26 protein-coding genes and 2 pseudogenes are annotated in these 25,080 nt (G+C 63.4%); 9 read left to right on the forward strand and 19 right to left on the reverse strand.

Annotation, left to right across the window (positions count from 1 at the left end; translation table 11 throughout):
- The first annotated feature begins 73 nt into the window (after positions 1 to 73).
- The gene (gene pgl / locus VZC39_RS13940; RefSeq protein ID WP_434663338.1) at positions 74 to 1,087 is read left to right on the forward strand and encodes a 6-phosphogluconolactonase; all 1,014 of its coding nucleotides are present in this window, start codon (positions 74 to 76) and stop codon (positions 1,085 to 1,087) included.
- Between the two features lie 78 nt (positions 1,088 to 1,165).
- On the opposite strand, the gene VZC39_RS13945 is transcribed toward pgl, so the two are convergent.
- From VZC39_RS13945 to VZC39_RS13960, 4 genes are all read right to left on the reverse strand, one after another.
- Positions 1,166 to 1,741: a YSC84-related protein gene (locus tag VZC39_RS13945; RefSeq protein WP_349918761.1), complete on the reverse strand. Its 576-nt coding sequence runs from the start codon at positions 1,739 to 1,741 to the stop codon at positions 1,166 to 1,168.
- Between the two features lie 150 nt (positions 1,742 to 1,891).
- Complete coding sequence (locus tag VZC39_RS13950; RefSeq protein ID WP_434663341.1) at positions 1,892 to 2,629, reverse strand: dienelactone hydrolase family protein; 738 nt, start codon at positions 2,627 to 2,629, stop codon at positions 1,892 to 1,894.
- A gap of 240 nt (positions 2,630 to 2,869) precedes the next feature.
- On the reverse strand, positions 2,870 to 4,108 hold the full coding sequence (locus tag VZC39_RS13955) for a uracil-xanthine permease family protein (RefSeq protein ID WP_349918764.1): 1,239 nt from the start codon (positions 4,106 to 4,108) through the stop codon (positions 2,870 to 2,872).
- 410 nt (positions 4,109 to 4,518) lie between these two features.
- On the reverse strand, positions 4,519 to 6,228 hold the full coding sequence (locus VZC39_RS13960) for an NAD-dependent malic enzyme (protein WP_434663344.1): 1,710 nt from the start codon (positions 6,226 to 6,228) through the stop codon (positions 4,519 to 4,521).
- Between the two features lie 260 nt (positions 6,229 to 6,488).
- Between VZC39_RS13960 and mobA the strand changes: the two genes are divergently transcribed.
- The 3 genes and pseudogenes from mobA to VZC39_RS13975 all read left to right on the forward strand — a co-directional run bounded on the left by mobA (position 6,489) and on the right by VZC39_RS13975 (position 9,013).
- Positions 6,489 to 7,124: a molybdenum cofactor guanylyltransferase MobA gene (gene mobA, locus VZC39_RS13965; protein WP_434663346.1), complete on the forward strand. Its 636-nt coding sequence runs from the start codon at positions 6,489 to 6,491 to the stop codon at positions 7,122 to 7,124.
- Positions 7,121 to 7,612 (forward strand): annotated as a pseudogene (gene mobB, locus VZC39_RS13970) (molybdopterin-guanine dinucleotide biosynthesis protein B); the annotation flags it as partial. The gene mobA and the pseudogene mobB, both read left to right, overlap by 4 nt.
- Before the next feature lie 342 nt (positions 7,613 to 7,954).
- Entirely contained in the window at positions 7,955 to 9,013 is a 1,059-nt protein-coding gene (locus VZC39_RS13975) for an FUSC family protein (protein WP_434663347.1), read from the forward strand.
- 81 nt (positions 9,014 to 9,094) lie between these two features.
- Here the strand turns inward: VZC39_RS13975 and VZC39_RS13980 are convergent, their stop codons facing one another.
- From VZC39_RS13980 to VZC39_RS14020, 9 genes and pseudogenes are all read right to left on the reverse strand, one after another.
- Positions 9,095 to 9,652 (reverse strand): DUF3332 domain-containing protein, encoded by a 558-nt coding sequence (locus VZC39_RS13980; RefSeq protein ID WP_434663350.1) that lies wholly within the window; start codon positions 9,650 to 9,652, stop codon positions 9,095 to 9,097.
- A gap of 178 nt (positions 9,653 to 9,830) precedes the next feature.
- The gene (locus VZC39_RS13985; RefSeq protein ID WP_434476197.1) at positions 9,831 to 10,406 is read right to left on the reverse strand and encodes a methyl-accepting chemotaxis protein; all 576 of its coding nucleotides are present in this window, start codon (positions 10,404 to 10,406) and stop codon (positions 9,831 to 9,833) included.
- A 3-nt stretch (positions 10,407 to 10,409) separates the two neighbouring features.
- Positions 10,410 to 11,126 (reverse strand): annotated as a pseudogene (locus VZC39_RS13990) (PAS domain-containing protein); the annotation flags it as partial.
- 337 nt (positions 11,127 to 11,463) lie between these two features.
- On the reverse strand, positions 11,464 to 11,928 hold the full coding sequence (locus tag VZC39_RS13995; protein WP_434663353.1) for a GNAT family N-acetyltransferase: 465 nt from the start codon (positions 11,926 to 11,928) through the stop codon (positions 11,464 to 11,466).
- A 105-nt stretch (positions 11,929 to 12,033) separates the two neighbouring features.
- The gene (locus VZC39_RS14000) at positions 12,034 to 12,489 is read right to left on the reverse strand and encodes a DoxX family protein (protein WP_349918775.1); all 456 of its coding nucleotides are present in this window, start codon (positions 12,487 to 12,489) and stop codon (positions 12,034 to 12,036) included.
- A complete protein-coding gene (locus VZC39_RS14005) occupies positions 12,482 to 13,237 on the reverse strand; it encodes an HvfC/BufC family peptide modification chaperone (protein ID WP_434668478.1) in 756 nt (251 codons plus the stop codon). Before VZC39_RS14005 ends, VZC39_RS14000 begins: the two co-directional genes overlap by 8 nt.
- A 37-nt stretch (positions 13,238 to 13,274) precedes the next feature.
- Positions 13,275 to 14,126, reverse strand: a complete 852-nt coding sequence (gene bufB / locus VZC39_RS14010) for an MNIO family bufferin maturase (protein ID WP_434663356.1) — start codon at positions 14,124 to 14,126, stop codon at positions 13,275 to 13,277.
- Positions 14,127 to 14,184: 58 nt separating this feature from the next.
- Complete coding sequence (locus VZC39_RS14015; protein WP_349918777.1) at positions 14,185 to 14,448, reverse strand: BufA1 family periplasmic bufferin-type metallophore; 264 nt, start codon at positions 14,446 to 14,448, stop codon at positions 14,185 to 14,187.
- A gap of 402 nt (positions 14,449 to 14,850) precedes the next feature.
- Positions 14,851 to 15,213 (reverse strand): hypothetical protein, encoded by a 363-nt coding sequence (locus tag VZC39_RS14020; protein WP_434668480.1) that lies wholly within the window; start codon positions 15,211 to 15,213, stop codon positions 14,851 to 14,853.
- A 309-nt stretch (positions 15,214 to 15,522) separates the two neighbouring features.
- On the opposite strand from VZC39_RS14020, the gene VZC39_RS14025 reads away from it, so the two are divergent.
- Positions 15,523 to 17,547: a BCCT family transporter gene (locus VZC39_RS14025; protein ID WP_434663358.1), complete on the forward strand. Its 2,025-nt coding sequence runs from the start codon at positions 15,523 to 15,525 to the stop codon at positions 17,545 to 17,547.
- A gap of 268 nt (positions 17,548 to 17,815) precedes the next feature.
- On the opposite strand, the gene VZC39_RS14030 is transcribed toward VZC39_RS14025, so the two are convergent.
- The 3 genes from VZC39_RS14030 to rihA are packed head-to-tail and all read right to left on the reverse strand — an operon-like array spanning position 17,816 to position 19,605.
- Entirely contained in the window at positions 17,816 to 18,139 is a 324-nt protein-coding gene (locus tag VZC39_RS14030) for a hypothetical protein (protein ID WP_434663359.1), read from the reverse strand.
- 30 nt (positions 18,140 to 18,169) lie between these two features.
- On the reverse strand, positions 18,170 to 18,640 hold the full coding sequence (locus VZC39_RS14035) for a hypothetical protein (protein WP_349918780.1): 471 nt from the start codon (positions 18,638 to 18,640) through the stop codon (positions 18,170 to 18,172).
- Between the two features lie 23 nt (positions 18,641 to 18,663).
- Complete coding sequence (rihA, locus tag VZC39_RS14040; RefSeq protein ID WP_434663360.1) at positions 18,664 to 19,605, reverse strand: pyrimidine-specific ribonucleoside hydrolase RihA; 942 nt, start codon at positions 19,603 to 19,605, stop codon at positions 18,664 to 18,666.
- 195 nt (positions 19,606 to 19,800) lie between these two features.
- Between rihA and VZC39_RS14045 the strand changes: the two genes are divergently transcribed.
- Positions 19,801 to 20,499: an RluA family pseudouridine synthase gene (locus tag VZC39_RS14045; protein ID WP_349918782.1), complete on the forward strand. Its 699-nt coding sequence runs from the start codon at positions 19,801 to 19,803 to the stop codon at positions 20,497 to 20,499.
- A gap of 138 nt (positions 20,500 to 20,637) precedes the next feature.
- On the opposite strand, the gene udp is transcribed toward VZC39_RS14045, so the two are convergent.
- Positions 20,638 to 21,393: a uridine phosphorylase gene (gene udp, locus VZC39_RS14050; protein WP_332500696.1), complete on the reverse strand. Its 756-nt coding sequence runs from the start codon at positions 21,391 to 21,393 to the stop codon at positions 20,638 to 20,640.
- Positions 21,394 to 21,783: 390 nt separating this feature from the next.
- Here udp and yiaY point away from each other — a divergent pair, with 390 nt between their 5' ends.
- The 3 genes from yiaY (at position 21,784) to VZC39_RS14065 (ending at position 24,179) form a co-directional block, all read left to right on the forward strand.
- A complete protein-coding gene (gene yiaY / locus VZC39_RS14055; RefSeq protein WP_349918783.1) occupies positions 21,784 to 22,935 on the forward strand; it encodes an L-threonine dehydrogenase in 1,152 nt (383 codons plus the stop codon).
- 136 nt (positions 22,936 to 23,071) lie between these two features.
- Complete coding sequence (locus VZC39_RS14060) at positions 23,072 to 23,410, forward strand: outer membrane protein assembly factor BamE (RefSeq protein ID WP_349918784.1); 339 nt, start codon at positions 23,072 to 23,074, stop codon at positions 23,408 to 23,410.
- Positions 23,411 to 23,543: 133 nt separating this feature from the next.
- The gene (locus VZC39_RS14065; protein ID WP_349918785.1) at positions 23,544 to 24,179 is read left to right on the forward strand and encodes an NAD(P)H-binding protein; all 636 of its coding nucleotides are present in this window, start codon (positions 23,544 to 23,546) and stop codon (positions 24,177 to 24,179) included.
- Positions 24,180 to 24,284: 105 nt separating this feature from the next.
- On the opposite strand, the gene VZC39_RS14070 is transcribed toward VZC39_RS14065, so the two are convergent.
- Both VZC39_RS14070 and VZC39_RS14075 read right to left on the reverse strand, forming a co-directional pair.
- The gene (locus VZC39_RS14070; protein ID WP_349918786.1) at positions 24,285 to 24,644 is read right to left on the reverse strand and encodes an RnfH family protein; all 360 of its coding nucleotides are present in this window, start codon (positions 24,642 to 24,644) and stop codon (positions 24,285 to 24,287) included.
- On the reverse strand, positions 24,637 to 25,071 hold the full coding sequence (locus VZC39_RS14075) for an SRPBCC family protein (RefSeq protein ID WP_349918788.1): 435 nt from the start codon (positions 25,069 to 25,071) through the stop codon (positions 24,637 to 24,639). Before VZC39_RS14075 ends, VZC39_RS14070 begins: the two co-directional genes overlap by 8 nt.
- Positions 25,072 to 25,080: the final 9 nt, after the last annotated feature.

Consider the following 25,080-nt stretch of genomic DNA (forward strand, 5'->3'; position numbering starts at 1 on the left):
GCTCCCATCTGTGCCACCATCCTCCGGCCATCCCGCCCGTTGTTTGCGGGACATATCGCCATCAGGAGGCGTCATGCAGCAAGTGGTTTATATCGCCAACCCGGTGAGCGGGTTGATCCATGTCTTCGAACTGACCGCTTCCGGGCTCAGCCCCCTGCAACAGGTGCAGACCGGTGGCGAGGTGCAGCCCCTGGTCGTCAGCCCGGACAGGCGCTGGCTCTATGCCGGGGTACGCCCCGACTTCAAGGTGCTGAGCTACCCCATCGCCGGGGATGGTCGGCTCGGTGAGCCCGCTTCGGCGCCACTCGCAGGCAGCGCCTCCCACACCTGCACCGATACCGCAGGCCGGCTCTTCTTCGCCGCCTCCTACGCCTTCAACCACGTCAGCGTCTCCCCCATGGATGAGACCGGCCGGGTGCGGGAGATGCAGCAGCGCATCGACAATCTGATGGCCGCCCATTCGGTCACCCTGCTGGTGGATGAACGGGGCAGGCAGGAGCTGCTGGTGGCCTGCCTGAAAGAGGATGCCATCCGCCGTTTTGCGCTCGATGATGAAGGCTGGCTGACGCCCCATCCGCTCGGGGATCTCCACACCGCTCCCGGCGCCGGGCCACGGCATCTGGCACTGCACCCGACCCATGGCAGCCTCTATTGCCTCAACGAGCTCGACGGCACCCTCAATCACTACCAGCGGGAGCAGGATGGCCGGATCCTGCTGCGCGAGTCTCTGGACATGCTGCCGCCTGGCTACGAGGGGGAGCGCTGGGGGGCGGATCTGCACCTCACTCCGGATGGGCGCTTCCTCTATACCAGCGAGCGTGCCAGCAGCCTGCTGACCCTGTTCGGGGTGAGCGAACACGAGGGCAGCCTCAGCGTGCTCGCCCACTTTCCCACCGCGCCCTGCCCCCGCGGTTTTGCCATCGACCACAGTGGTCAGTGGCTCATCGCCACCGGGCAGACCAGCGAGACGCTGATCCTGCACCGCATCGATGAGCAAACGGGCCAGCTGACGCAAACGGCTCGCCACGAGGTCGGCCAGGGGGCCATGTGGGTAAGGGTATTGACCCTGGATGGGCGCACGGCCTGAGAAGCCGGGCTCTGACGGGTCATAAAAAAACAGGCGGCGCTGATGAAGCGCCGCCTGCATTCAAGGGGAGACCCACCACTATCTGCCGTTGAGATCCTCATCCGGCCAATATTTGTACCCCTGCATGGTGGCCTGTACCGCCAGCCCCTGTTCGGTGAGCTGATACATCTTCACCTTCTGGAAATCCGCATTGGCCGCCTCGCTCACCACCACCTTGCCATCATCCGCCGCCTTCGCGGCCACATCGGCCTGGGCACTGGCATCGAAGCCGGTGGTAATGAATCTGTCCAGAGCGGTGACATCATTGAAGATGATCAGGGCCTGGAACTTCTTGACCCCCAACCCCACGCCAAAACCGGCGGTCGCCATCTTCATGTAGGTGTCGCGGCCGTTGCGGTTGTCCCGGAGCACCCCGTAGCCGGTCCCCGCACTGAGCAGCAGCAGGTTGTTGTTCACGTTGCTGAACACCGCATACCCCTTGGATCTGGCCACTTCCTGTCTGATCTTGCCATCCTTGGCATACAGGGTGGAGAGCGCCTGCTCGCGCATCTGCACTATGCTGCTGCGCTGCTCGGCCGGGGTATCCCCCTTGGCGCCGCAGCCCGCCAGCAGCAACAGGATCAGGATCTGGCTCCATCGCCGTAAGTGACGCATGTCATGACTCCTTTTCTGTATATCCCGCAGGGGCCAGGCCCCTCTGTCTGTTCGAAACGAAACCCGCAGCCTGTCGCCGATCCCGCCTCATCGTCCCTTGCCGCCATCTCGCTGGCACCGCAAAGGCCTGATGCAGAAAGTATAGGGCCCCTATCCCTTGGTGACTTCCCCCAGAAACTCGGTGAAACGCAGCCAGGACTTGGCATCGGCGTCGGCTCGATAGTTCTCGGAGCCAAACACGCTGAATGCATGGGGAGCACCGCTGTAAGTGGTCGCCTCATGCCTGATGCCGGTGCTTTCGAGCTCGGAGACCAGCCCGGCAAACTGACCGAGGGAGACCGCCTGATCCGCGCTGCCATGCTGAATGAGCAGTTGGGCCTTGGTCTGCTTGTAGTCCTGACCGGGGGGCGTCTCCAGGCCGCCGTGCACGCTCACCACTCCCTTGAGATCCGCGCCGCTGCGAGCCAGCTCCAGCACGGCGGCACCGCCGAAGCAGTAGCCGAGCGCCACGGCGTTGTCGAGCCGCCCCCCGAGCTTGCCCGCCTCGGCCAGGGCTCCGGCCAGCAGCTTGCGCATCCGGGGCCTGTCCTGATAGAGGGCGCCGGTGAGCTTTTTCTTCTCTTCCACCGCGGTGGGACGAACGCCTGCGCCGAACAGATCTGCCGCAAACACGCTGTAGCCCAGGGCCACCAGCATCTTGGCCCGCTTGACCTCGTATTCGGTCAGCCCGTCCCAGTCGTGTACCAGCAGCACCAGAGGCGCCCCCTTGCCCGCCGCCAGGTAATAGCCCTCGAACGACTGGCCGTCGACCTCGTAGCGCACCGCCTCCGCCTGGGCCAGAGCGCCCCACATCAACCCCATCAGGGCCAGGATCCATCGCTTCATCATCTTTCTCTCCCTGGATTGTGAATAACGCCCCTGATTGTAGTCGCCGGTGTCGGCAAGGCGGGGGAACCTGCAGACTCTCCATCCATGAGGCGCCAGGCAGCGCAACCTGCGGACCATCAAATGGGCAACAGACCAATGCCATCTCGCCCTTCCCTGCGCCGACTCGTGCACCTGGGCGGCAAAAAGCAGAAGACCACCCGCAGGTGGCCTTCTGGCGTCACGACCGAACTAATTTGGCGTTCAGTCCTTGGCGCTCTCCATGGCACCCGTTTCGGAGTGCTGGGGCAGGATGAGGTTGAGCAGGATGGCGGCCACCGAAGCCAGGCCCACGCCGGCGAGGGCGAAGTCACCGATCTTCATCTCGAGGGCCCCCACGCCGACGGTCAGGGTCACGGCCACGATGGCGATGTTGCGGGCCAGGCCGAGATCCACCTTGGACTCCACCAGGGTCTTGAGACCGATGGCGGCGATGGATCCGAACAGCAGCAGCATGATGCCGCCCATCACCGGCATGGGGATGGAGGTGAGCAGGGCGTTGAACTTGCCGAAGAAGGCCAGAATGATGGCGAATACCGCGGCCCAGGTCATGGTGACCGGGTTGAAGTTGCGGGTGATCATCACGGCGCCGGTCACTTCGGCGTAAGTGGTGACGGGAGGGCCACCGATGAAGCCGGCGAAGCAGACGCCGATGCCGTCACCGGCCAGGGTGCGGTGCAGGCCCGGATCCTTGGTGTAATCCTTGCCGGTCACGCCACCGATGGCGAGCACGCCGCCGATGTGTTCGATGCAGGGGGCGATGGCCACCGGCAGCATGAACAGGGCGGCGGCCCAGTTGATCTCCGGGGTCACGAAGTGGGGCATCGCCAGCCAGGGGGCGCTGACCATGCCATCGAAACTCACCTGACCCATCATGATCGCGGCCACATAACCGACGATGACGCCGGAGAGGATGGGGATGAGCTTGATCCAGCCCTTGCAGAACACGGCGGCGATCAGGGTCACCGCCAAGGAGATGCCTGCCAGGGTCAGGGCGGTCGCCGGCGGCACCACCTGTTCACCACCGGCGCGGCCCATCGCCATGTTGCAGGCGACCTGGGCAACCGACAGACCGATCACCATGATCACCGGGCCAATCACCACCGGCGGCAGCAGCTTGTGCACGAACCCCATGCCACGGGCGCGGATGATGGCGGCCAGGATGAAGTACATGAAACCGGCGGCAAACAGACCAAACATGGTGGAGGGCAGGCCCCAGGTCTGGGTGGCGTAGATGATGGGGGCGATGAAGGCGAAGCTGGAGCCGAGGAAGATCGGGACCTGGCGACGGGTGCAGAGCTGGAACAGCAGGGTGCCTACACCGGCGCCAAGCAGGGCCATGGAGGGGTTCAGTCCGGTGAGCAGGGGCACCAGAACCATGGCACCGAAGGCGACAAACAGAATTTGCAGCCCGGCGACACTTTGCTTGACCAAGGAAAACATGGGTGTCCTTAATTTTTTGATAACTGACAGGGATAATTGACACTTTTCAGTCATCACATCAGGTCTTCAAGGCAACAAGCGCACATCATGGCGTCATTTGTTACCTTTTACTGCTTGGGGAGGGCATGAAACTGGCTTTTTAGGCGGGATTCGTTGCTACAAGCATCGAGGATGCGATTTTACGCACTTTTCATGGCGAAGCAAAACGTTTTTCAGCTGAACTGAGTGAATGTGGAAGGGAGTACGCTGACATAGTGAGCACCAACCCGCTGATCCGGGGGTCGCCCTCGCCATGAGCGGGCAATCCGGGCCTGGGCCAATCAATCCGCCATAAAAGAGGGGATGGCATGGCCCTCCCCTCTTGCAAATCAGTCCGGTACCGGGCCGGACGACAGTGATATTCGCTGCCTTTATACCCTTCTATATGGCAGGTATACCGGTTCCCACATGTGACTCAGAATATGCTGCTGCAGATCCTGCCCGATGAGGGGATGGGAGGGATCCCGGCGCACTATGTCCTTGAGCACCGCAGTCGCCACGTGCACCGAGATGCTGCGCAGATCGCTGATGCGCGGGTAGACGGCGCCACGGGCCAGATCCGCCTCGTTCACGCACTCCGCCAGGGCAAAGGCCGCCGTGGTGAAGATATCCGGGCTGATTTCGTGGATCTGGCTGACGATGGCCGCGAGCCCCACCCCCGGGAAGATGAAGACGTTGTTGCCCTGACCGATGCGGTAATCCTGCCCCTCGAAGTGCACGTCCTTGAACGGACTGCCGGTGGCGACGATGGCGCGGCCCTGGCTCCAGCGGTAGATATCCTCCGGCAACGCCTCGCAGTTGGCGGTGGGGTTGGAGAGGGGGAATACCATGGGGTGCTCGCAGTGCTCCAGCATCAGCTGGATATGCTGCTCCTGGAAGGCACCGCCGGCGCCACTGGTACCAAGCAGCACGGTGATGGGGACGTGGCGCAGTACCTCGGTGAGCCCCGCCTTGCCCTGCAGATCCCACTGGGCCAGCAATAGGCCCGGCTTGGCATAGCGGCGCTTGTACTCGTCGAGCCCTTCCCGGTTGTCACACACCAGCCCCTGGGTATCCAGGATGTAGATGCGATCCCGCGCAGCCTGAGGATCCAGCCCCTCGCGGATCATGCCGGCGCAGATCTGATCCGCCACCCCGACCCCGCCGGCTCCGGCCCCATAGACCAGGTAGTTCTGCTGGCCCAGGGTCTCGTTCTTGGACTTGACCGCCCCGATGATCCCCGCCAGCACCACGGCCCCCGTGCCCTGGATATCGTCATTGAAGGAGGGCAGCGCCTGCTGGTAACGGGAGAGATTATTGAAGGCGTTGGATTTGCTGAAATCTTCCCACTGCAGCACGGCGTTCGGGAAGTGGCGCTTGACCCCGGCCACGAATTTGTCGATGAAGTCGTCATACTCCTTGCCGCGGATCCGCTTGTGGGGCTGCCCCAGGTACATGGGGTCATCCAGCAGGGCCTGGTTGTCGGTCCCCACATCCAGGGCGATGGGCAGGCAGCAGGCGGGGTGGATGCCGGCGGCCAGGGTGTAGAGAGAGAGCTTGCCGATGGGGATCCCCATGCCGCCCACCCCCTGATCGCCGATGCCGAGGATGCCCTGGCTGTCGGTGACGACGATGATGCGCACCGACTTGGCATCCATGTGCCGCGCCAGGGATCCCATGTCATCCACGTTGTGCTGGGTGATGTAGAGGCCGCGCGCCTTCTGGTAGCGGTGGCTGAACTCCTGGCACGCCTTGCCCACGGTCGGGGTATAGATGATGGGGGTCATCTCCTCCACGTGGCGCGACAGCAGGGCGTAGAACAGGGTCTCGTTGCGATCCTGCAAGGCCCGCAGATTCTGGTACTTCTCCATGTCGCTGCAGGCGCTCAGGAAGGCCTCATAAACCCGCTCCAGCTGGGCTTCGAAGGTCTGGACCTGGGGAGGCAGCAGGCCGTCGAGCTCAAAGTCGGCCCGCTCCTGTTCGGTGAAGGCGGTGCCCTTGTTGAGGTTGCGATCGTTGAGCAGGTTGGTGCCTGTCAGTGAGACGGGGCGAAAATCCTCTCCCTGTGCGTCTTTCCACAGCAGATATTGTCCGGTAGCCATAGTCATTCTCTTTGATTTACATGAAGTTGCCATTGGGCAGGAGAGCAAGACTCATAACCGCGCATCATAAGCGCTTTGGCCTTTCGGTTTTGTGAGCTCAGCCATACCCTGCGGCCAAAACGCAGGATTATCGGCCCCATCCCCCGGATTGGGTTGCAGGTCAGGCGCCCCTGGCGCAAGATCGGCAACCGACGGGCGCGGTGCTAACCCCCACAGGGCACACCGCCGCCCAGGCCCTTGACTCGACCATCCGGAGCACCATGACCATTCCCGCCCCCCACGCCTTTCCCGTCAGCGCCGTGATCCTGGCCGGTGGTCGCGCCACCCGTATGGGAGGGGACGACAAGGGCTGGGTGCCCCTGGCGGGCCAGCCCCTCATCTTGCATGTGCTGGCGCGGCTGCAACCCCAGGTGGACGAGGTGCTGATCAATGCCAATCGCAGCGAGGCGCGCTACCGCACCCTGGCCCCCGTTATCGCGGACGAGCTCGCCGACTTTCAGGGCCCCCTCGCCGGCATGCTGGCGGGCCTTCAGGCCGCCCGCCACGACTGGGTATTGTTCGTCCCCTGTGATGGCCCCGCCCTGCCTCTGGATCTGATGGTGCGCTTTCGCGCGGCGCTGAGCGCACAGCCGGATGCCGAACTGGTGGTGGCCCACGACGGCAGCCATTTGCAGCCCGTGGTCGCCCTGCTGCACCGCTCCTTGCAAGGATCGCTGCGCGAGGCCCTGGCGCAGGGCGAGCGCAAGATTGCCAGCTGGTTCGGCCGCCACCAGATGGCGGTGGTGCGTATCGATGAGCCAGACGCCTTTCTCAACCTCAACAGCCCGAGGGAACTGGCCGAGTATGAGGCGCGGCTGTCGGCCGACGCCGCCAAGGACGGTGGGGAGTCTGCATGATGCACGGCAATCGCCCCCTGCTCGGCTTCGTCGCCTGGAGCGGCACCGGCAAGACCACCCTGCTGGAGCGGCTCATCCCAGAGCTTCGTGCACGCGGCCTGCGCCTCGGGGTGCTCAAGCACACCCATCACCAGTTCGACATGGACAAGCCTGGCAAGGACAGTTATCGCCTGCGCCAGGCGGGCGCCGCCCAGGTGATGGCCGCCTCCAGCCTGCGTCACGCCCTCATCCGCGAGACCCCCGAGGGAGAGCCCCCCTTTGCCCAGCTGCTGGCCAGCTTCGACTGGTCGCAACTCGACCTGCTGCTCATCGAGGGCTTCAAGCACGAGCACTTCCCCAAGATAGAGCTGCACCGCGCCGCCATCGGCCGTCCCCTGATGTTTCCCACCGATCCCGATGTGATGGCCCTGGTGAGCGATGACCCCCTCACCACCACGCTGCCCAGGTTCGGATTTGCCACGCTTGCCCCCCTCTGCGACTTTATCTGCGCCCGCGTTGCCACTAAGGTTGGGGCGGCGGAACCGTCCACTGCCCTAGCGGCCGCCACAGCCCCCCTGCGCCTGCTCGCCCAGCTGTGCGCGCCCATCCCCGCCGGGGAAGCCGGGCCCCTGCCCGGCCATCTCGAACAGGATGCCGATGGCCGCTTGCAGGTGCGCCCGGCAAATGGTTTGATGTCTGCGGCCATGCCGGGCCCCAACTGCCTCATCGAGTGCCCCTCCCCGACCCGGTGCATCGCGCAGGGAGAGCAAGTCTGGATCCAGCTGCTGCCTCAGCAGCTGCGCTGATCGGGACGCCCGGCTTTTCGTTCAACCCGAGATGAGACGACGCACTTGCGCCTGAACGCCCCCCTCTCCCGCTTCGATCTGCTGGTGTATGGAAACTACCGACTGGTGCACGGACTGCGCATCGCCCTGGCCTTCACCATCACCTTCATGCTGACCCGTCACTTTCACGTGCCGGAGAGCACCTGGCCCCTCATCACCCTGGTGGTGGTGATGGGTCCCATCTCGTTCTGGGGCAATGTGTTTCCCCGCGCCCTGCAGCGGGTGGTGGGCACCATCTTCGGCGCCGCCTGTGGCGTGGTGGCCCTCTATCTGGAGCTCTACTCGATCCCCCTGATGCTGATCTGGAGCTTTGCCATCATGTTCCTGTGCGGCTATCTGGCCCTCGGCAAGCGCCCCTATGCCGGTTTGCTCATCGGCATCACGCTGGCGGTCATCATGGGGGGCAAGCCGGGGGACATAGAGACGGCTCTGTGGCGCAGCGGCGACGTCATCCTGGGCTCTTTGCTGGCACTGCTGTTTTGCAGCATCTATCCCCAGCGAGCCTATATCCACTGGCGGCTACAGATGCACGACACCCTGATGATGGCCCAGCGTCTCTATCACACCCATCTCTCCCCCAACATGCTGGAGCGGCCCAAGTTGACCCGCAACCATGCACGCGTGCTTGCCAAGATGGTCAGTCTGCGCCCCCTGCTGACCCCGGCCGTCAAGGAGACCCGCCTCAACGCCCCCCATTTCGAGGCCATCCAGGCGACCTTGCGCAACACCCTCTGTACCCTGGAGATGCTGGCCAACACCTACTGGAACGATCGCCACAGCCACTTCCTGATGCAGAGCACCCCTGAACTGCGGGCCTGCCATCAGGCGACCGAGACGGTGATCACCCAGCTCGCCCTCATGCTCAAGAGCGGCGAACAACGGGAGCTGGATGTCGCCATCGCCTGCCTGGACGAGGCCACCACCCGGGTGCGGCTCTGCGCCGAGGGGGAAGCCAGCATCAGCGGCTACCTCTGGCTCAACGTGCAGCTCACCGAGCAGCTCAAGCAGCTGAGCCGTTTGCTGGGGCTGGTATTGCAGCCCTATGGCAAACCGACCGCACGCTGATGCCGTCCCGTCGCCCATGAAAAAGCCCCGCATCTGCGGGGCTTTTTGTCGACATCCGGTATCAGCGGACTGCGCCAGCCATCAGGCCAGGGTGCGCTTGCCCTGGCTTATCTCGGCCAGCTGCTGCTCGCTCAGGGTCGATACCAGCTTGCCGTCGAGATAGAGATCCACCTGGTTGCCCCGCTTTTCACCGCGCATCATGCTGCTGCGGCCATCCAGGTAGTGAATTTCCATCTGGGCGCTGCGATCGTCAGGATAAGTGACTTCCACTTCCCGCACGCCCTGGGGCAGCATGGCGAGCGGTACCTTGTTGAGGGAAGGGTCCAGATGCTGGTTGACCTTGATCACCGCGTCGGCCTTCTGATCCACCAGGGCCGGCGACTTGCCGGTGATGGGATTCTTGCCGGACCAGAACTCGATGGTGTTGAACACGAACAGATCCGCGGTCGCCGCCAGACCATAGACGGGGGAGAGCAGCACGAAGACCCCGGCGCGGCCATATCGGTTATCCACCACGCTCAGGTTGCCCTTGGTCACCATGGCGGAGAGCCCCATGGACCCCATGCAGCCACTCAACCCCAGACTCGCCACCAACCCCAGCAACAGGGCCGTCGCCCTGCCTTTCTGTCCCACAGCCATCACATCACTCCAGCTCAATGAAAAATGAGCCGGCAGACTAATCAAGGGGAGAAGCCGGAACAATCGACAAGGGGGGCACGGTACAGGCCGGATTCAGTTTGCCTGACTGACCGCTCACACTTTTGGCGATCTCGTCAGATACCGCCGCAGGGGGCGGTACCCGACGCGTCGTCATCACTCAGATGGAGAGGTTGGAGACGGTCTCCGACACCCGGTTCGCCTCCTGGCGGATCTCCACCATGACGGCATCGACCCGGGCTATCTGCTCCTTGCCCAGCTCGGCGCTGCCCGCCACCCCGGCCATGTCGCCGGTCACCCTGGCCGTCAGCTCGCGGTTCTTTTGCACCACCTTGGCAATCTCGCCGGTCGACAGCGAGGTGCGGGCCGCCAGCTGACGCACCTCGTCCGCCACCACGGCGAAGCCGCGGCCCTGATCCCCCGCCCGCGCCGCCTCGATGGCTGCATTGAGGGCCAGCAGATTGGTTTGATCGGCGATGGCGCTGATGGTGGAGACGATGGCCTCGATATGCCTCGACTGCTCATTGAGCTGACCTATGAGGTCGATGGCCTGCTCCACCTGGGTGGCGATGAGGGAGGAGGTCTCCACCGCGGCGCGCAATAGCCCCGCCCCCTGCTCGGCGCTGCTGAGGGTCTCCTGGGCCGTGTGATGGGCGAGCCTGGCCGCATCCCGGGTGGCATTGTTCTGATGAATGCGCGCCGTGATGTCGCTGGCAAACTTGACCACCCTCACCACCTTGCCGCTCCCATCCCGGATCGGGTTGTAGGTCGCCTCCAGCCAGATGGCCTCCCCCCGGCTGTTGTAGCGCATGAAGAGACCGGACTTGAACTGGCCACGCGCCAGTTCATCCCAGAAGTGGGGCTGCTCGCGCAAGAAATCCTCGTCGCAGAAGATCTTGTGATGCTTGCCCTGCAACTGGCTCGCGCTGTAGCCCATGCAGGCGAGGAAATTCTCATTGGCGCTCAGGATGTCGCCACTCGGGGTGAACTCTATCATCGCCTGGGATTTGTCCAGCGCCAGGGCCAGCGCCTCCTGACGTTGCAGCTGCTGCTGACGGGCCGTGGTATCGCTGGCAATCAGCACCACCCGTACCACCCTGCCCTGCTGCTTCACCGGGCAATAGCTCGCCTCCAGCCAGAGCGACTCCCCGCGCTGGTTGATGTGCTCGAACACCCCGGATCCCTGCTGACCCTGGCGCAGCCCCGCCCAGAACTGCTGATGCTCGGCGGACTGGCCCCAGCCTTGGGGACAAAGCTGCGCATGGTGTTTCCCCACCAGCTCATCGGCGCGGTAACCCGTCAGCCTCGCAAAGGCATCATTGACGTCGATGATCTCCCCCTGTGGGGTGAAGATCGCGCTGGCAACCCCCTGCCGGATGGCATCCACCACCCCTTGCTGCTCATCGAGCCGCGCCTGGCAAGCCTGCAACTGCGCCTTCAGTTTGTTATTGAACATGGATGACCTACCTCTGAACCCTATAGATGGAGGCCATTTCGCCCCCTGTTCCGATCACGCCTGCACAGCCACTCACCTCCCTCGGGATACCCTGTTATCGGCAGGGCCGGACCCGAAGAGAGTGCGCCTGTTGAGGTCCGATGAGCAGACACCAACTTGCCCCGGCAGCGGTTCGTTGCCGGGGGCGCGCAGTGTAGAGAAAAGCAGCAGATGTGCCAAGGGCAGAGAGTACGTTTAACACTCGTTTTAGGATCATCAATAGCAGGCCTCCATTCATGAAACCCATTCCAGATAGGCTGCCTTATCCGCAGATCTCATGCGTTCCATGCCAACCCCATCAATCGATGGGGTGCCATTCCAGGCAGGCCGGGTTGCCCGCAAAGCCCATGCGCTCATAGAGGGGGCGTCCCTCCTCACTGGCATGAAGCCACAGCTTGCCCAGTTTCAACACTCTGGCACAGCGGGTCATGGCCTCGAGCAGCGCTCTCGCCATGCCCTGCTTGCGCCAGTCTGGCCGGGTATACATGTTGAGCAGATAGGCCTCTCGCCCGCTCAGGTTGCCGGGATAGGGGGGACGCACGAACAAGGCCAGGGTCCCGCAGGCCACGGCCTCTCCCTCCACCTCCACCAGCCAGGAGCGGCCGTTGCCCTCCTGCATGGCGGCCGTGAAATAATCCCGGGTCGCTCGCGCCAGGGCAGGATCGGCCTCGGGGCTGGCCAGCTCCCCCAGTTCACAAAACAACTGCAAGCGCAGCGCCACCAGGGCGGGGATATCCGCCAGTCCGGCCTCGCGTACTCTCATCTCGCGCACCTCGTACACCTCGCACACATCATGACTCTCCTCTTTGCGCCACCCTGAGCGGGGCGATAAAAAAGGGGCCAAAGGCCCCCTCACATGGCTTGCAGGCTAACCCTGCTGCCGGCCTCTTTCAAGGCGCCAGAAGTCCAGCGACAGGGGGCCGCCCCCCCAGACCACCAGGGTCAGCAGCATCCAGCCCCACAGCTGGTGATCGTAGAAGCCCCCCGCCCAGAGGGTGGGGTAGGAGACGACCGCCATGATGTTGAAGCCAAACAGCAAGAAGGCAACCGGGCGGGTGAAGAGCCCCCCCACCAGCAGCAGTGGCAGCAACAGCTCGGTGGCCGTTCCCACATAGGCCGCCCACTGCCAGGGCAGCAGCGGAACCTGATATTCGAACTCGAACAGATAGAGGGTGGAGTCCCAGGCACTCAGCTTGAGCCAGCCGGAGCGCAGGAAAATCAGCGCGACCCAGAGCCGTGCCAGCAGCAGCACGGCGCCGACGAGGGCGGGTTGAATACGCGACGCCCAGAGGCTGTCGGCCGGAATGATAGTGTGTTCAGTCATGGACAAGCTCCAGATCGACCAGCAGATCGAGGGTAACGAGGGTGGGCAGCTGTTCCGCCAGGGCGGGATCCTGCCCAAGCAGGGTGGCCAGCGGCTGACCCTGACAGCAGCCTTGCAGCAGTTGCCAGGCAGGCAGGTTGAGAGAGAGAGGATCGACTCTGTGATCCGGCCGCTTCTTGAGCACCAGCCAGCAAGGGGAGTCCAGCTCCTCGACCGCAGCCCCGCCGTGCAGGGCCATCTGCCAGATGGCGAGCACCGGATAGCGGCTCTCAAACCCCAGCACATCCCCGGCGCAACTCAGCACCAGTCGATCCCAGAGAGCGGGAGGAATGGCGGCCAGGCGCTGCGCCGGCCAGCGGCGGGGATCCGGTGGCAGCAGGGCGGTGCGCTCCAGCGCCCATTCGAAGCGGGCAAGATCCCCAAGCCAGGGGAGCGCGGCCGTGGTGGGCAGGCCCGCAAGCCAGTCACCAAACCCTTCGCCATAGTGCATGACAGAGCCCTCTTCCAGTGGCTCGGCCAGCACAAAGCCACGGGCGGCGGCGGCAAAGAACGCCTCCCCCACCATGGCCTTGACGGCGGGATAGGTGCTGGCCAGCACCTCGCTCAGACTCAGCACGAAGTTGTTGCGATAGACCTGCAGGAGGGCGGCGGCTGGCAGGCTGGCCGGGGCGATGAGCCCCAGGGCCGCCTCCTCGTCACCGAGCAGCCCGGCGGCAAATCCTTGCTGCACCCGCCGCAACGGCGCCAGCGGATCAGAGTCCAAAGATGCGGACATGGCAGTCAGCTCAGGCATGGGACGCCTCCCCGGCCAATGTGACCATGGATGGGGCTGCGCTGATGATCTCACTCGCCAGCTCAGCCTCCCCCAGCAGCACCGGCAGCGGTGGTATCTCCAGATCCCACTCGATAAGGGTAGGGATGGCCCGCCGGGCGCAGATCTGGCGATACAGATCCCACACGGGGGGTGCCACCGGGGCACTGTGGGTGTCGATATAGAGGTGCCCCTCTGGCAGGGATTTGTCGGTATAACCGGCGAGGTGAATTTCCCCCACCGCATCCAGATCGATGGCCGCGAAGTAATCGGCGCAGTCAAAACCGTGATTGAAGGCACTGACATGTAGATTGTTGAGATCGAGCAAGATGCCGCAGCCGCTTTGCCGGGAAAGCTCAGCCAGAAATTCCCACTCGCTCATCTCCCCCGGCAGTTGCAGATAGGATGAGGGATTCTCGATGAGCAACTGGCGACCCAGGGTCTGCTGCACCGTCTCTATCTTGTCGCTCATGCGGGCCAGCGCCGCCCGGGTGTAGGGCACCGGCAGCAGATCGTTGAAATAGCGCCCGCCGATGCTGCCCCAACTCAGGTGTTCGGAGACCCGCACCGGCCCGATATCTCGCACCAGGGCCGCCAGCTGGCGCAGATGCTGCTGATCCAGGGGATCGGCGGAACCCAGCGACATGCCCACCCCGTGCAGGCTGACGGGATAATGGCTGGCCAGCTCGGACAGTACCTCGAATCCCTGGCTGTGGCGCTCGAAGTAGTTCTCGCTGTGCACCTCCAGCCAACCCACTGCGGGGCGGGTCTGACGAAGGTCATCATAGTGAGGCGGACGTAATCCGATACCGATCAAGGGGTTCATGGCGGGATCTCTTGGCAGGAAATGGCCAGGGAGCGGAGGCCGCCCCCTGGCGCAGGGCTTACTTCGGCTGCAGGGAGCCGCCAGCCAGCTTCTCGCACAGGCCCTTGGGCATCACCACGAAGGCATCACCCTGGGCGTCCATCTTGGCGGTGCCGGCGCAGGAGGCCGTCTTGGTGGCGCAGTCGTTCTTGCCCGCTTTCACCACGCCGTAGCACTTCTCTTTCTCCTCGGCAGCCATGGCCGGGGCAGCGACCATCTGGGCTCCCAGGGCCAGCAGACCGGTCATGGCGCAGGTGATGGCGGTGCTTTTTTTCACGTTCATAGGGACATTCCTTATTGTTGAGCCTGACGGCTGATCTCTGCGGTGTGAAAGTGTTGCCGGGCTTGCGCGCCGGCTACCCCCTATAAAACCGGCACCGGGGGGAAAAGATTTCATCAAAAGCGTGAATTGGCGAAAATAAATGATGGGTGTAAATCTAACGCATTGTTTTTATTGAAAATAACATCATTAAAACAACACGAGGAAATCCTGACGCGCGGCTCGCCGGGCGGCGACCACCGCAGGGAAATGCATTGAGGGGATGAGTAACAGCATCAAACACTGCATTGCCATAAAAAACCGACCACTTTCGCTACCAGTACCATTCAGGCAGCAAGAGTCACTGCCCCACTCCCGTTGAATAGAGAAAGGGACCAGGGGCCCCTTTCATCAGAGCATAGGCGCTCAGGCCGTCTTGACGCATTTCTGGATGAAGCTGTTCTTGGCTGCCCCCGCCAGCTTCTTGTCAGCCGCCGCCTTCTCGCACTGGCTCGCCTTGTCCGCCGCCCCGTCCGTCTTCACGCACTTCTGGATAAAGCTGTTCTTGGCCGCCCCTGCCAGCTTCTTGTCGGCCGCCGCCTTCTCGCACTGGCTCGCCTTGGCGCTGCTGGCGCCAGCCGCGGCATCCTTGACGCACTTGCCCACAAAGCTGGTCTTGGCAGCGCCAGCCAACTTCTTCGCCGCGGCCTGCGCCTCGCACGCCTGCTCGGCCGCCGTGGCTGCCGCCGCGCTCTGGACGGCCCCCATGCCCATCAAAAACACCGTCATCAGGATGGCAATACCTTTCATATGACAAGCCCTCGTTATTGATTTGATTGTGGTTCTGGCAACGAGAGAACGAGCCTCACCCGCCTCCCTCTTCCGGTTGCACTATAGTCCTCCCACCGGCTGACCACCAGAACGCTGTCATTTGGATACTCCCCGGCACTTGTCAGAAAGCGGCCCATCGAGCGCGGAAGGGTCCGTCAGAGCTCGGGGAAGTGTGGATGGGGATCTTCACAAGATGTGCGCCTCACCTGTCCTTTCTGTTGCCAACCCACTTATAGTGTCTTGAGTCCCTCCAGCCAAAGGTGTCCCATGAACGCGTCACGCCCCCCCCGCAGCACCCTTTCATTGCCCATTTTTATCCCCGGCTTGCTCTTTATCCTGGCATTGCTGGCCATCTGCTCCCTGGCACCCGAGGCCGCCGCCCGCTTCTTCGGCGCAGGCCAGAGCTGGATCACCGAGCACTTCAGCTGGTTCTACGTGCTGGTGGTCGGCATGTTCCTGATCCTGCTGCTGGTGATCGCATTCAGCCACTACGGCAACATTCGCCTGGGACCGGATGACGCCCGCCCCGAGTTCAGCTTCACCTCCTGGCTTGCCATGCTGTTCGCCGCTGGCATGGGCATCGGGCTCATGTATTTCGGGGTGGGCGAACCCATGAGCCACTTCGTCTCCCCGCCCCAAGCTGCCCCCCTGACGCAGGCAGCCGCCCGGGAGGCCATGGTCACCACCTTCTTCCACTGGGGCTTCCACGCCTGGGCCATCTACGCCATCGTCGGTCTGGTGCTGGCCTACTTCGGCTTTCGCTACAACCTGCCGCTCACCATCCGCTCCGGTCTCTACCCCATCTTCAAGGAGAAGATCCATGGCCCCCTCGGCCACGCCGTGGACATCTTCGCCCTGGTGGGCACCATCTTCGGCATCGCCACCACGCTGGGCTACGGGGTGATGCAGCTGTCGGCGGGGATCACCCGGCTCACCGGGATGGACACCACGGGAGAGTTGTTCCGCTTCGGCCTCATCGGGGTCGTCATCGCCCTCGCCGGCCTCTCGGCGGTCACCGGCCTCGACAAGGGGGTAAAGCGCCTCTCCGAGCTGAACCTCTTCCTCGCCATCGTGCTCCTGCTGTTCGTGCTCATCGCCGGCCCCACCCAATACCTGCTGGGGGCCCTCTCCGAGAACATCGGCAACTATGTCTCCGCCCTGACCCAGCTCACCTTCCGCACCTTCACCTATAGCGAGACGCGCCAGGCGGGCTGGTTTGGCAACTGGACCCTGCTCTACTGGGCCTGGTGGATCTCCTGGTCCCCCTTCGTCGGCCTCTTCATCGCCCGCATCTCCCGCGGACGCACCCTGCGCGAGTTCATTCTGGGCGTCCTGTTCGTCCCCACCGCCTTCAACCTCATCTGGATGACGGTGTTCGGCAACGCCGCCATCTGGGCCAGCCAGCACGCCGGCGGCCAGAGCCTCATCGACTCGGTGGGCAACATCGACACCCTGCTGTTCAACTTCTTCGATCTGCTGCCGGGGGCCGACATCACCTCGGCGCTGGCGGTGATCCTCATCAGCGTCTTCTTCGTCACCTCCGCCGACTCCGGCGCCTTCGTCATCGACAACATCGCCACCCAGGGCAAGGAGGGCTCCCCCGTCTGGCAGCGCCTGTTCTGGGCCGTTCTGCTCGGGATCACTGCGGGCACCCTGATGAGCACGGGGGGACTCGCGGCCCTGCAATCCATGACCCTGATCGCCGCCCTGCCCTTTGCCTTTATCATGGTGCTGCTCTGTCTCGGTCTCTGCCGCGGCCTGGTGGCGGACAGGGAGCACTCGGCCAGGCGCCTCTCCCCCGCCACCGACTTCTGGAACGGCAAGCAGTGGCGCACCCGCATGGATCACCTGCTGCGCCCCTCCACCGAGCAGGGAGCCCGCCGCTTCCTCAATGACATCGCCCTGCCCGCGCTGACCGCCCTGCGCCAGGAGTTCGAGGCCCGCGGACTCACCTGCCGGGTCGAGCAGAGCGACCCGGATCAGTGCCTGCTGCTGGTGCCCCAGGAAGGCCGGCGCGATTTCGGCTACGGGATTCGTATCGAATCCAGGCCCGCTCCCGCCTTCAACCCCCTGGAGGCCGCCCACAATCACGATCCGGAGGCCTGCATCTTCGAACCCATGACCTTCTTCGCCGATGGCCGCGCCGGTTATGACATCCAGTACCTGACCCGGGACGAGCTGAGTGCCGACGTCCTGCGCCAGTACGAGCGCTATCTGGTGCTGAGCCAGGACGAGGGGCTGGACTTGTTGAGCGCGGCGCCCGAACACACCCAGCCGGAGTCCGGGAGCTGATACGCTGCTGATCGCCATCAAGCGGGTCATGTCTCCGGCACAGCCCTGCTGCTGCGCTGGTGCCAGAGAGAAATAAAAAATCCCCCATCACGGGGGATTTTTATTGTCACGCCGCCTCGTTGACTATCCCACCATGAGAGCATGATTGCGCCCTCTTTTGAGCAAACTGCCGCGTATCACGTCGCGTGACAGGGCCCAAGAAAATCCCGGTGGCATAAAAACACCGGCCGAGGCCAGTGTTTGCTCACTTTCGGACGCCTGTCCGTCGCTACCCGATACGGTCGCGTAAAAATGAGAACACCTTTGCATCGGACTCAGCACTGTCAGGGTCGACGAAGTAGGCGACATCGATCCTCGGGGAGCGCCGAGTCTCATCCCCGGACCACTCCAGCACGCCCCACTTCAAGGTCGCGGAAAAAATCTGGTGATCCCACTGATAGACATAGTGCCTCAGGGGAGCGCGCCGCTCTTCGATCGCCTGCAATATGTCATCCGCGACCAGCGCCCTGTTCTTGTACTCGGCAAAGAATGTCGCATCCCGGCTCGCCGTGACGGGATCCAGGAAGTACGCCACATCATGGTGAGGTGACAAGGCGATGGGGCCACCGCGGGCCCGGAGAGGTTATTCCGGGAAAGGCTCCTCCGGCAGCGGCGCCTCGGACTCCCCCTGAGTGCAATCGATGATGGAGCGCTTGGGGTTGTTGGGATCGCGCAGCAGCAGGGGGGCTTCCCCCTTGTTGTGCTTCTCCTCGTTGGCAAATTCGCTGCCATAGGCGTTGTGGGTCAGCCGCCTGGCGTTGGCGATGGGGGTATCGACGAAGAGCGCATGCACCTCGAAGGTGGAGGTGGGAATGAGGAAGCCCGTGATGGGCAAGCCGTGCAACTCCTGATGGGTCTTGTACCAGGCAAAGCCGTCGCTGTTCTTGTAGGGGGTGAAGGTCTTGAGCAGGGGATGGGAGGGCTCCCCCGTCTCGCTGTCGAGATAGAGACCATCCAGCTCGCAGGTCGCCAGCCCTTGCCACATGGATTCGAACGGCGTGGCGCACGCCGTCAGTTGTAGGCACACCAGCGCGGCCAGCGTCTCTCTTCCCATTCCCCTTCCCTTCTCTGATTGCATCATTGCCCGTTGAATACCTGCAGGCGCTCCACCAGCAGATCGATGAAACCGTGCCTGTCCAATCCCAGCAAGACTAGGGCATTGGCTGGCTTGCCGGTCAGGCCGTAGCGATCCACCACCGTCATCCCCACAGTATGGGTGCCCCGGGTTTCGATGCCGACCCAGCAGTCTATCCCGTGGAACAGCGTTGGCGCCAGCAACCAAGCGATGGTGCAAGGGTCATGCAGGGGGGCGCCGGTGAATCCCCACTTGGGATCCCTGTGGTAGATCATGAAGAAATCGAGCAGCCCGGCCACGCACTGGGCCACCGGATTCGCGATGGCCCGCACCCGCTCGATGTCTTCGTCCATCACCTGGGCCTCGTGGGTCACATCCAGCCCGCACATGGTGATGGGAATACCGGACTTGAACACCATATCGGCCGCTTCCGGATCCACGTAAATGTTGAACTCCGCCGCCGGCGTCCAGTTGCCCGGCCCGGCCGCGCCCCCCATCAGCACGATGCGGGCAATCCTCGGCTTGAGTTCAGGGTGGGCGGCCAGCAGCAGGGCGATGTTGGTGAGCGGGCCGGTCGGCACCAGGGTCACCGGCTCCGGGCTCTCGCGCAACGTCCTGGCCATCAGCTCCAGCGCCGTCATGGCCTGGGGAGCGAAACCGGGATCCGGCAGCCTGGGGCCATCGAGGCCAGTCTCCCCGTGCACGTTGTCGGCGATGATGAGTTCGCGGGCCAGGGGCTTGGGTGCCCCCGCCGCCACCGGAATGTCGTGGCGCCCGAGCAGGGTGAGGATGCGCAGGGCGTTGTTGAGGGTCTTGTCCGGGGTCTGGTTGCCCGCACTGGTGGTCACTGCCAGCACGTTCACCTCCGGACTCGCCAGCGCCAGAATGAGGGCGATGGCATCATCGTGGCCGGGATCGCAATCGAGAATGACGGGCAAAGACATGGCAGACTCCTGACAAGGTGACAAAGCGCATACCTTAGCAAGGGAGCTGAGAATTAACTCAGGGGGCAGTCACAAAATGGCTCCGCCTGAATAATCAGTGGCTTGCCAGCGACGCCCACAGGCTGGGGCCGGTGGATTCGCCGAACGGGGCGGCTTCTTGTATGATCCCCTCCCGCTCCTCAACCCCAACGCCCTATGTCCGTCATCGTCGATACCTTCATCGCCCCCCCCTGCGCCGCCGCCATCGAGATCCTGTTCGAGGACGAGCACCTGCTGCTCATCAACAAGCCGAGCGGGCTGCTGAGTCTCTCCGGCAAGAATCCGCAGAACCTCGACTCCGTGCACCACAGACTGGTACAGGACTACCCCGGCTGCACTCTGATCCATCGCCTCGACTTTGGCACCTCGGGGATCATGGTGCTGGCCAGAAACAAGGCCATCAATGCCCTCTTGTGCCAGCAGTTCAGCCAGCGCGCCGTGACCAAGACGTACGAGGCGCTGCTCTGCGGCCACCTGGCCGAGGACGAAGGGGTCATAGAAGCTCCCATCGCCAAGGATCCGGCCCTCTTTCCCCTGATGACGATCTGCGCCGAGCGCGGCAAACCTGCCCGCTCCCGCTATCGGGTGCTGGCGCGGACCGAACGCCTGAACGAGGTCGGTGAGCCCCTGCCCGTGACCCGGGTAGCGCTCAGTCCCGAGACGGGTCGCACTCATCAGCTGCGCATTCATTGCCAGTGGCTGGGGCACCCCATCCTGGGATGCGATCTTTACGGCGGCCTGGTGCAACCGGGCACGGAGCGGACTCCCCGACTGATGCTGCACGCAAATGCGCTGAGGTTCCGACATCCGGTGAGTGGCGAGCAGATGGCAGTGACGTGTGCCACGCCGTTTTAATCTGACAGAGGAAATGAATCGTAAAACTGGATAGAGCCAGCAGGCGGGATGGGGGAATGGCTGAACGGCAGATAAAGATAGGGGCCGTGCTTTCGCAGCGGCCCCCACCCCCACTCGGTACTCTCTGTCAAGAGAGCGTCAGATCAGCTTGCGGGCGGCGCCCAGCACGATCTTGATAGCGTCAGATTCGGTTTTGGCCATGGTGGCGGCACTCGGGATCTCTTGCTGGGTACGGTTGACGATGATGCCCGCCACCATACCGGCACGCAGACCCTGGCTGGCACACATGGTCAACAGGGTGGCAGACTCCATCTCGAAGTTCAGCACGCCCATGGATTGCCACTCCTTCATGGAGCCCTGGAAGCGGCTCACCACGCGGCCGGAGTAGGTGTCGTAACGCTCCTGACCCGGGTAGAAGGTGTCGGAAGAGGCAGTCACGCCCACGTGCAGCTTGGAACCCAGCTCCTTGGCGGTCTCGACCAGTGCGGTGGTGCACTCGAAGTCGGCGACGGCCGGGAATTCCATGGGCGCGAAGTGCAGGCTGGCACCGTCGAGGCGCACGGAGCCGGTGGTGACGATGACGTCGCCCACGTTCAGGTGCGGCTGGATGGCGCCGGTGGTGCCGATGCGCAGGAAGGTGCGGATGCCCAGCTGGGCCAGCTCTTCCACCGCGATGGAGGTAGACGGGCCGCCGATACCGGTGGAGCAGACGATGACGGCGGTGCCGCCCATCTCGCCGCGCCAGGTAGTGAATTCACGATGACTGGCCAGGTGTACCGGGTTGTCCAACAGTTCTGCGATACGCTTCACACGCTCGGGGTCACCGGGAACGATCGCCAGGGTGGCGCCTTGCAGATCAGCTTTCTTCAAACCCAAGTGAAAAACATCAGACATAGTGGACTCCTGGTTGCGCTCCGCCACGAATGGCAGCGTGCAGTTAAGATGGTTCTTTATGTAATTTTCAAGCCAGTTTTCCCCTCGTTCGGGAAGGCGCAACTATGGGCGAAAGCGCTTTCCAAATCCTTGAGGCAACTCACAGTTTCACGCATTGACAGCAGCCATTTTCATGCAAAACGTTTGCTAACGTGATGAATTAATTGAAAAACGTTTTTCTGTTATCAACCCCTTCCCGCCCCTTGTCAAGCCCTCTCTGGGGGTGAATCCACAGAGCGCGATCGAGTCCACAAAGTTGTACATCAGATACCATTGAAGCCTGCCAATCCCGATTGACGCTGTTATTTTGACGCCACACTACTACTTAATGGCTAATCTACGGAGTTCACCATGGCTACATTCAAGTTCTATATCCCGGCGGTCAACCTGATGGGCGCGGGTTGCCTGCAGGAGGCTGCCGCCGACATCAAGGGCTATGGCTATCGCAAGGCGCTGATCGTCACCGATCGCATCCTCAACCAGCTGGGCGTGGTGGCCAAGGTGGCCAAACTGCTGGCGGAGCAGGGCATCGAGAGCCAGGTGTTCGATGACACCAAACCCAACCCCACCATGACCAACGTCGAGCAGGGGCTGGCCATGCTCAGGGCCAACCAGTGCGACTGCGTCATCTCCCTCGGGGGCGGCTCCCCCCACGACTGCGCCAAGGGGATCGCCCTGGTGGCGGCCAACGGAGGCAGCATTCAGGACTACGAAGGGGTGGATCGCTCCGCCAAGCCCCAGTTGCCGCTCATCGCCATCAACACCACGGCCGGTACCGCCTCCGAGATGACCCGGTTTTGCATCATCACCGACGAGGCCCGTCAGGTGAAGATGGCCATCGTCGACAAGCACGTCACCCCGCTGATGTCGGTCAATGACCCCGAGCTGATGCTGGCCAAGCCCGCCGGGCTCACCGCCGCCACCGGCATGGACGCCCTGACCCACGCCATCGAGGCCTATGTCTCCATCGCCGCCACCCCGGTGACCGATGCCAGCGCCATCATGGCCATCCAGCTCGTCGCCAAGCACCTGCGCACCGCGGTCCATCAGGGGGATGATCTGCACGCCCGCGAGCAGATGGCCTATGCCCAGTTCCTGGCCGGCATGGCGTTCAACAATGCGAGCCTTGGCTATGTGCACGCCATGGCCCACCAGCTCGGCGGCTTCTACGACCTGCCCCACGGGGTATGCAACGCGGTGCTCCTGCCCCACGTGCAGGCCTACAACGCCCAGGTGAGCGCCGCCCGCCTCAAGGACGTGGCCCGCCACATGGGAGTGGACGTGAGCGCCATGAGCGACGAGCAGGGGGCCGCCGCCGCCATTGCCGCCATCAAGACGCTGGCCCGGGACGTGAACATCCCCGCCGGTCTGGAGCAGCTCGGGGTCAAGGCCGATGACTTCGACGTGCTGGCCACCAATGCCCTCAAGGATGCCTGCGGCTTCACCAACCCCAAGCAGGCTACCCACGCCGAGATTGTCGAGATCTTCCGCACCGCCATGTAAGCCGTGCGCCAGCTTGCCAAGGGCCGCCTCGCGGCCCTTTTTACTGCCAGTCAGATCAATGGCTTTTTACTTCCGCGCAGGGAGTGGGTATGATTTGCCGAGCTAAAAAAGACTGTATGGATGATCTGAACCCGATATGCGGATGAAACACCTGATTGCCGCGGCCTTGACCGCCCTCACCCTGTCCGGTTGCAGCCTGGTCTATCGCATCGATATTCCCCAGGGCAACTACGTAGAACAAAAGCAGGTCGACAAACTGCGCCAGGGCATGACGCGCGAGCAGGTCGTGTACGTGCTGGGTTCCCCCATGCTGCGCGACGGTTTCGACCCCAATACCTGGTATTACCTCTACGAGTTCACGCCCGGTCGTGGCGACAAGGAGCGCAAGGAGCTGACCCTGAACTTCGTGGGTGACCGGCTCTCCACCGCCACCGGTGACTTCCCGCTCCCGGCAGCCTTCACGACCCCGCTCTGATTGCACACAAAACCGGCCTTGGCCGGTTTTGTCTTTCTGGGGGGTGGAGCCCAGGTTGAAGCATGCGGCGGCTTGGCCCAAGGTTGAAGGGCCCCCATTCACACAGGGCCTCAGTGCCACACCGGGAGATCCCATGAGCCAGATCCTCATCGCCGGGGCCACCGGCCTCATCGGCCGCGCGCTCGTGCGCCAGCTTGGCGCCGACCACGCGCTGACCCTGCTCTGCCGCACGCCAGGGGAGCCTGCCCCGAACCGCCACTGGCTGCCGGTGGATTTTGAGCGACTGGCAGAGGCGGTACTCCCCACCCCGGTCGATCTCGCCTTCTGCTGTCTCGGCACCACCCGCAAGGACGCCGGCTCGGATGCCGCCTTTCGCCGGGTCGATCACGACTATGTGCTGGCCTTCGCCGCCCTCGCCCATCGTCACGGCTGCCGCCGCCTGCTGATCGTCTCAAGCCTCGGCGCCAACCCCCGCTCCCCTGCCCTCTATCCCCGCACCAAGGGGGAGATGGAGCAGGCGCTGCTGGCCCAGCAATGGCAGCGGCTCGCCATCGTCCGCCCCGCCATGCTGCTCGGGGATCGCCAGCCGCCGCGCACCTCGGAGCGACTCATCCAGGCACTCTATCCCCTGGTGAAACCCCTGCTGCGCGGGCGCCTCACCCGCTGGCGCGCCATCGAGGCGAGTCAGGTGGCCCATGCCATGACGGTGCTCGCAAGCCAGGATGACGGCGTGGAGATCGTTGAAAACGAGCGACTGCTGGTGCTGTGACGGCCCCGTTTGGCAGTGCATATCGCTGCCGCATGACCTGAAATCAGTTATAAACGACAAGAGGCGCCATGGCGCCTCTTGTTTATGCTGCAGGAGCAGGGTGTATCAGGCCGGGTCACCCTCGTCCCGCTTGCGGTGCACGTCCGGCCGCCCGCCGGTGACCACGTCGGCCCGTCCCTCTTCCTTGGCCTTTTCGGCCCGCTTCTTGCGCATCTCCTTGGGGTCGGCGATGAGGGGGCGATAGATCTCGATGCGATCCCCGTCCTGCACCGCCTCCCCCCCCTTGACCGGACGGCTGTAGATGCCGAATTTGTTGACCGCGAGATCGATCTCCGGATGTTTGCCGAGGATGCCGGACTGCTCGATGGCGGCCAGCACGCTGGTGCCGGGGGCGACCCGGATACGCAGTACCGTCTGACGTTCGGGCAGGGCGTAGGCGACTTCGATATTGAGCAGATCAGACACCGTAGACCACCTTGGCACGATTGGAGAAGGCCAGCACCATGGAGCTCACCAGCTCGCGGAAGATCTGGCCAAACGCCAGTTCGATGAGTTTGGAGGTGAATTCGAAGTCGAGATCGAACTCCACCTTGCAGGCATCCACATCCAGCGGGGTGAAGGTCCACCAGCCCGCCAGCGTCTTGAAGGGCCCCTCCACCAGCTCCATCTTGATGCGGCGGTTGGCATCGAGCTGGTTGCGGGTGGTGAAGGTCTTGGCGATGCCCGCCTTGGCCACATCCACCGAGGCGGTCATGTAATCCTCCCCCGTCTCGTGAACGCGGCTGCCGACACAGCCGGGCAGGAATTCGGGGTAGGCGTGAACGTCGTTGACCAGCCGGAACATCTGTTCGGCGCTGAACATCACCAGGGCACTGCGAGTAATACGGGGCATGGGGTTTCC

Source organism: Aeromonas sp. NJAU223 (assembly GCF_051125555.1).
Classification (GTDB): domain Bacteria; phylum Pseudomonadota; class Gammaproteobacteria; order Enterobacterales; family Aeromonadaceae; genus Aeromonas; species Aeromonas veronii_G.

Excerpts from the sequence above, each read along its gene's own strand:
- pgl (WP_434663338.1), top strand. The coding sequence starts at position 74 with ATGCAGCAAGTGGTTTATATCGCCAACCCGGTGAGCGGGTTGATCCAT.
- VZC39_RS13945 (WP_349918761.1), bottom strand. The coding sequence starts at position 1,741 with ATGCGTCACTTACGGCGATGGAGCCAGATCCTGATCCTGTTGCTGCTG.
- VZC39_RS13950 (WP_434663341.1), bottom strand. The coding sequence starts at position 2,629 with ATGATGAAGCGATGGATCCTGGCCCTGATGGGGTTGATGTGGGGCGCT.
- VZC39_RS13955 (WP_349918764.1), bottom strand. The coding sequence starts at position 4,108 with ATGTTTTCCTTGGTCAAGCAAAGTGTCGCCGGGCTGCAAATTCTGTTT.
- VZC39_RS13960 (WP_434663344.1), bottom strand. The coding sequence starts at position 6,228 with ATGGCTACCGGACAATATCTGCTGTGGAAAGACGCACAGGGAGAGGAT.
- mobA (WP_434663346.1), top strand. The coding sequence starts at position 6,489 with ATGACCATTCCCGCCCCCCACGCCTTTCCCGTCAGCGCCGTGATCCTG.
- VZC39_RS13980 (WP_434663350.1), bottom strand. The coding sequence starts at position 9,652 with ATGGCTGTGGGACAGAAAGGCAGGGCGACGGCCCTGTTGCTGGGGTTG.
- VZC39_RS13995 (WP_434663353.1), bottom strand. The coding sequence starts at position 11,928 with ATGAGAGTACGCGAGGCCGGACTGGCGGATATCCCCGCCCTGGTGGCG.
- VZC39_RS14000 (WP_349918775.1), bottom strand. The coding sequence starts at position 12,489 with ATGACTGAACACACTATCATTCCGGCCGACAGCCTCTGGGCGTCGCGT.
- bufB (WP_434663356.1), bottom strand. The coding sequence starts at position 14,126 with ATGAACCCCTTGATCGGTATCGGATTACGTCCGCCTCACTATGATGAC.
- VZC39_RS14015 (WP_349918777.1), bottom strand. The coding sequence starts at position 14,448 with ATGAACGTGAAAAAAAGCACCGCCATCACCTGCGCCATGACCGGTCTG.
- VZC39_RS14020 (WP_434668480.1), bottom strand. The coding sequence starts at position 15,213 with ATGACGGTGTTTTTGATGGGCATGGGGGCCGTCCAGAGCGCGGCGGCA.
- VZC39_RS14025 (WP_434663358.1), top strand. The coding sequence starts at position 15,523 with ATGAACGCGTCACGCCCCCCCCGCAGCACCCTTTCATTGCCCATTTTT.
- VZC39_RS14035 (WP_349918780.1), bottom strand. The coding sequence starts at position 18,640 with ATGGGAAGAGAGACGCTGGCCGCGCTGGTGTGCCTACAACTGACGGCG.
- rihA (WP_434663360.1), bottom strand. The coding sequence starts at position 19,605 with ATGTCTTTGCCCGTCATTCTCGATTGCGATCCCGGCCACGATGATGCC.
- VZC39_RS14045 (WP_349918782.1), top strand. The coding sequence starts at position 19,801 with ATGTCCGTCATCGTCGATACCTTCATCGCCCCCCCCTGCGCCGCCGCC.
- udp (WP_332500696.1), bottom strand. The coding sequence starts at position 21,393 with ATGTCTGATGTTTTTCACTTGGGTTTGAAGAAAGCTGATCTGCAAGGC.
- yiaY (WP_349918783.1), top strand. The coding sequence starts at position 21,784 with ATGGCTACATTCAAGTTCTATATCCCGGCGGTCAACCTGATGGGCGCG.
- VZC39_RS14060 (WP_349918784.1), top strand. The coding sequence starts at position 23,072 with ATGCGGATGAAACACCTGATTGCCGCGGCCTTGACCGCCCTCACCCTG.
- VZC39_RS14065 (WP_349918785.1), top strand. The coding sequence starts at position 23,544 with ATGAGCCAGATCCTCATCGCCGGGGCCACCGGCCTCATCGGCCGCGCG.
- VZC39_RS14075 (WP_349918788.1), bottom strand. The coding sequence starts at position 25,071 with ATGCCCCGTATTACTCGCAGTGCCCTGGTGATGTTCAGCGCCGAACAG.